This window comes from Xanthomonas sp. LMG 12460, from assembly GCF_009192895.1.
Lineage (GTDB): Bacteria > Pseudomonadota > Gammaproteobacteria > Xanthomonadales > Xanthomonadaceae > Xanthomonas_A > Xanthomonas_A sontii.
This window is the reverse complement of sequence record NZ_NKUH01000137.1, coordinates 1-3841: the sequence shown is the minus strand read 5'-3', so window position 1 is coordinate 3841 and position 3841 is coordinate 1. Positions and strand designations below refer to the sequence as shown.

At 69.0% G+C, this 3841-nt stretch carries 4 protein-coding genes; 2 read left to right on the top strand and 2 right to left on the bottom strand.

Annotation, left to right across the window (positions count from 1 at the left end; all coding sequences use genetic code 11):
- The first annotated feature begins 344 nt into the window (after window positions 1-344).
- Together CEK66_RS19850 and CEK66_RS19845 are read left to right on the top strand one after the other, a co-directional pair.
- Window positions 345-1343: an LLM class flavin-dependent oxidoreductase gene (locus CEK66_RS19850; RefSeq protein WP_152238039.1), complete on the top strand. Its 999-nt coding sequence runs from the start codon at window positions 345-347 to the stop codon at window positions 1341-1343.
- 201 nt (window positions 1344-1544) lie between these two features.
- Window positions 1545-1733: a hypothetical protein gene (locus tag CEK66_RS19845; RefSeq protein ID WP_148829894.1), complete on the top strand. Its 189-nt coding sequence runs from the start codon at window positions 1545-1547 to the stop codon at window positions 1731-1733.
- A gap of 32 nt (window positions 1734-1765) precedes the next feature.
- Here the strand turns inward: CEK66_RS19845 and CEK66_RS19840 are convergent, their stop codons facing one another.
- The gene (locus tag CEK66_RS19840) at window positions 1766-2428 is read right to left on the bottom strand and encodes an exopolysaccharide biosynthesis protein (protein ID WP_152238038.1); all 663 of its coding nucleotides are present in this window, start codon (window positions 2426-2428) and stop codon (window positions 1766-1768) included.
- Window positions 2412-3755 carry a hemolysin family protein gene (locus CEK66_RS19835; protein WP_152238037.1) on the bottom strand — a complete coding sequence of 448 codons (1344 nt, stop codon included), beginning with the start codon at window positions 3753-3755 and terminating at the stop codon, window positions 2412-2414. The genes CEK66_RS19840 and CEK66_RS19835 overlap by 17 nt, the downstream gene beginning before the upstream one ends.
- Window positions 3756-3841 lie beyond the last annotated feature (86 nt).

Here is a 3841-nt window from a genome sequence, read left to right as displayed (position 1 = left end):
CGGGGCACCTTCTCCCGGCGGGAGAAGGGAGAAGCCAAAGCCCCTCTCCCACCAGGAGAGGGGGTGGGGTGAGGGTACGGAGCGCGCAGCGCCCGCCTGGATCTGACAATGCGAGGGCTTCGCCCGTACCCTCATCCGCCCCTGCGGGGCACCTTCTCCCGAGGGGAGAAGGAAGAGCCAAAAGCCCCTCTCCCACCGGGAGAGGGGTTGGGGTGAGGGTACGACCGCCAGCCAAGCATCCTCCTGCCCACATCCAGCGCAAATCAGCGTTCCGGTCGCGCCCCCTGCAAGCGACGCCGCGCGCCCCCATCTCGTCGGCATCGCCTGCAGGAACCCGCCTCACCATGATGCCGATCTCCATTCTCGACCTCGCCCCGGTCTGCGAAGGCAGCGACACCAGCGCCGCCTTCGCCAACATGCTGGACCTGGCCCAGCACGCCGAACGCTGGGGCTACCACCGCTACTGGCTGGCCGAGCATCACAACATGCCCGGCATCGCCAGCGCCGCCACCGCGGTGTTGATCGGGCATGTGGCCGGCGGCACCAGGCGCATCCGCGTCGGCGCCGGCGGCATCATGCTGCCCAACCATGCGCCGCTGCAGGTGGCCGAGCAGTTCGGCACGCTGGCCTCGCTGTATCCCGGTCGCATCGACCTGGGGCTGGGGCGCGCACCCGGCACCGACCAGGCCACGGCACGCGCGTTGCGCCGTTACTTCGACAGTGCCGACCAGTTCCCGCACGACGTGGCCGAACTGCTGCGCTATTTCGAGCCGGCAGTCGACGGACAACTGGTGCGCGCCGTGCCCGGTGCCGGCATCGAGGTGCCGGTGTGGCTGCTCGGCTCCAGCCTGTTCAGCGCGCGCCTGGCTGCGGCGATGGGCCTGCCGTTCGCCTTTGCCTCGCATTTCGCCCCGGATGCGATGGACGAGGCGCTGGCGGTGTATCGCCGCGAGTTCCGCGCTTCCACGCGCCTGCAGGCGCCATATGCGGTGCTGGCCCTGAACGTGGTGGCCGCCGCGTCCACGGCCGAGGCGCGGCGTCTGTTCACCACCCAACAGCAGAGCTTCGTCAACCTGCGCCGCGGCCGTCCCGGGCTGATTCCGCCGCCGATCGACGACATCGAGGCGTTCTGGGCACCGCACGAGAAGCTTGGTGTGGAACGCGCACTGGCCTGCACGGTGCTGGGCGATGTCAACGCGGTCGCACAGGGGCTGTCGGACTTCGTCGCGCGGCACCGCCCGGACGAGTTGCTGCTGACCGCCAACATCCACGATCACGCGGCGCGCTTGCGCTCGTTCCAACTGGCGTCGGACGCCTGGACGCAGGTCGCCGCGGCCGCGTGATGCGCGTATCTGCGCGGGTGTCTACACGCGCAGACGCGCGCGGGCGCTCATTGCCATATTTGCGTTGATGGGCATCACATCGCGCGCCGCTTTCACGATGTCTTGATTTTCCCGGGTATGTCATCGTTTCGCGTCGCGCATCAGCGTGGCGTTCGGCCTCGGGACACGGCCGTACAACTGACGCGAACAGGGGGATCGGCAATGAACGCACAGCATCCGATGGCGCCGGTGCACGAATGTGGACTGGAGGCGGCCTTGCAACAGATGAGCAAATGCCTGGAGCGCCTGCGCGCCCAGACGCCGGAACGCCCCGCCAAGGGTGCGTCCGTGCGGCCGTCGCACATGCGCAACGTGTTCGCCAGCGAGACGGAACTGTACCTGGTGAAGTAAGCGGACAGCGGGCGCTCCACTGCCGCCTGCGCTCAGCGCAGCTTGTGCATCCACTCCCGGCCCAGGTCGACCACCTGGTCCGAGGCCAATCCCAGGCTCAGCGCCACGGCGATGCTGCCCAGCCACGACAGCAGCATCAGTCCGCCGTCCCGTTCCAGCAGCGCCAGCGCGAACAGCAACAGCATCGCGCCGAAGGCGTAGTTGGTGAACGGAATCGGCAGCGACAGCAGGATCCCCAGCACGATCAGCAGCAGCCCACTGAAGGCGCGCGCCGGCAGGGTATCGACCAGCATCGGCAGGCGCGGCTTGAGCAGTCGGTCCAGGCGCCGCAGCCACGGCGCGATGCGGCCGACGAAGCGCTGCATGGTGCGGCGGCGCGGCCCGCGCTCGCCGATGAAGCGCGGCAGCCACGGCTTGCGCAGGCCGATCAGCATCTGCAGGCCGATCAGCGTCACCAGCGGCCCGCTGATGCCGCCGGCCAGGCCCGGCACCGGCAGGAACGCCGGCAGGATCGCCACGAACAGGAACACGCCGAACGCGCTCTGCTGCAGGTCGGCGAGGATCAGCCGCAGCCGCAGGTGTTCGTCCGGGTCGCCGAGGACGAAGGTGTCGAGCAGGGTGCGGATGCCCTCGGCGCTGTAGCCGTGGTCGCCCTCGTGCGGCGCACCGCCGGGTGCGTCACCCGGTGATGTCATCGCTGTTCTCGTCCTGCAGCCTGCGCAGCAGCAGCTTGTCCACGCGCGCGCCGTCCAGGTCCACGATCTCGATGCGCCAGCCGGCCCAGTCGAAGAACTCGCCGGCGTGCGGGATGCGGCCGAAGTAGTAGATGCACAGGCCGGCCAGGGTGTTGTAGTCGCCTTCCTCGGCGCTGGGCAGCTCGGCGCCGCCCAGCAGTTCGCGCAGGTCCTCGATCGCCAGCGAGCCGTCGATCAGCAGCGAGCCGTCGGCGCGGGTCACCACCAGTGCGTCCTCGTCGGCGTTGTCGGCCGACTGCAGGCGCCCGACCACCGCGCCCATCAGGTCGCTGATCGTCACCAGGCCCTGGATCTCGCCGTACTCGTCCACCACCAGCGCCATCGATTGCTGCTCTTCGCGGAAGATCTCCAGCAGCTTCATCGCGTGGGTGGACTCGGACACGAACAAGGTGTCGCGCAGGCTCTGGAACAACTGGGTGGCGTCGCCGTCCATGCGCGTGACCAGCGATTTCACCTCCAGCACGCCGGCGATGTCCTGGTCGCTGCCGCGGTACACCGGGTAGCGCGAGAACTCGTGTTCGCGCATCACCTGCAGGTTGCGCTGCGGCTCGGCGTTGGCATCGAGCCAGGCGATGCGGTTGCGCGGGGTCATCAGGCTGTCGGCGGTGCGGTCGCCCAGGCGCATGACCCGGTTCATCATGTCGCGCTCGTGCGCGTCGATCACGCCGGCCTCGTGGCTCTCGGCCACCAGCATGCGGATCTCCTCTTCGGTCACCGAGGCCGACTCCTCCTTGCCCAGGCCGAGCAGGCGCAGCACCAGCCGGGTCGAGCGCGACAGCACCCAGACGAACGGCGCGGCGGCCTTGGCCAGCCAGCCCATGGGGATGGCGACGACGCCGGCGATGACCTCCGAACGGGTCAGGGCCAGGCGCTTGGGCACCAGTTCGCCGAAGATCAGCGTCAGGAAGGTGATCAGCACGATCGCCAGGGTCTTGCCGATCAGCGCCGACCACGGCTGCGGGTCGCCGAACAGGGTGAAGTTGGCCGCCAGCGCCGGGAACAGCGCCTGCAGCTTGGCCGCGATCGCCACGCCCATGGCCTCGCCGCCGAAGGTACCAGTGAGGATGCCGATGGCGGTGATGCCGATCTGCACGGTGGACAGGAAGTGCTCGGGGTTCTCGGCCAGCGCCAGCGCCTTGGCCGCGCGCGTGCTGGACTGGGCCATCTGCTTCAGCCGGCTCTTGCGCGAGGTCATCAGCGACATCTCGGACATCGCGAAGAAACCGTTGAGCAGGATGAGGGCTGCAACGATCAACAGTTCAAGCATGCGCGCGCTCCTTGGCGCCAAGGAAAGCGGGGACATGGGCGCCGTTGCGGCGCGGGGGAGGGGGTGTGGGGTGGTCGTCCATAGGG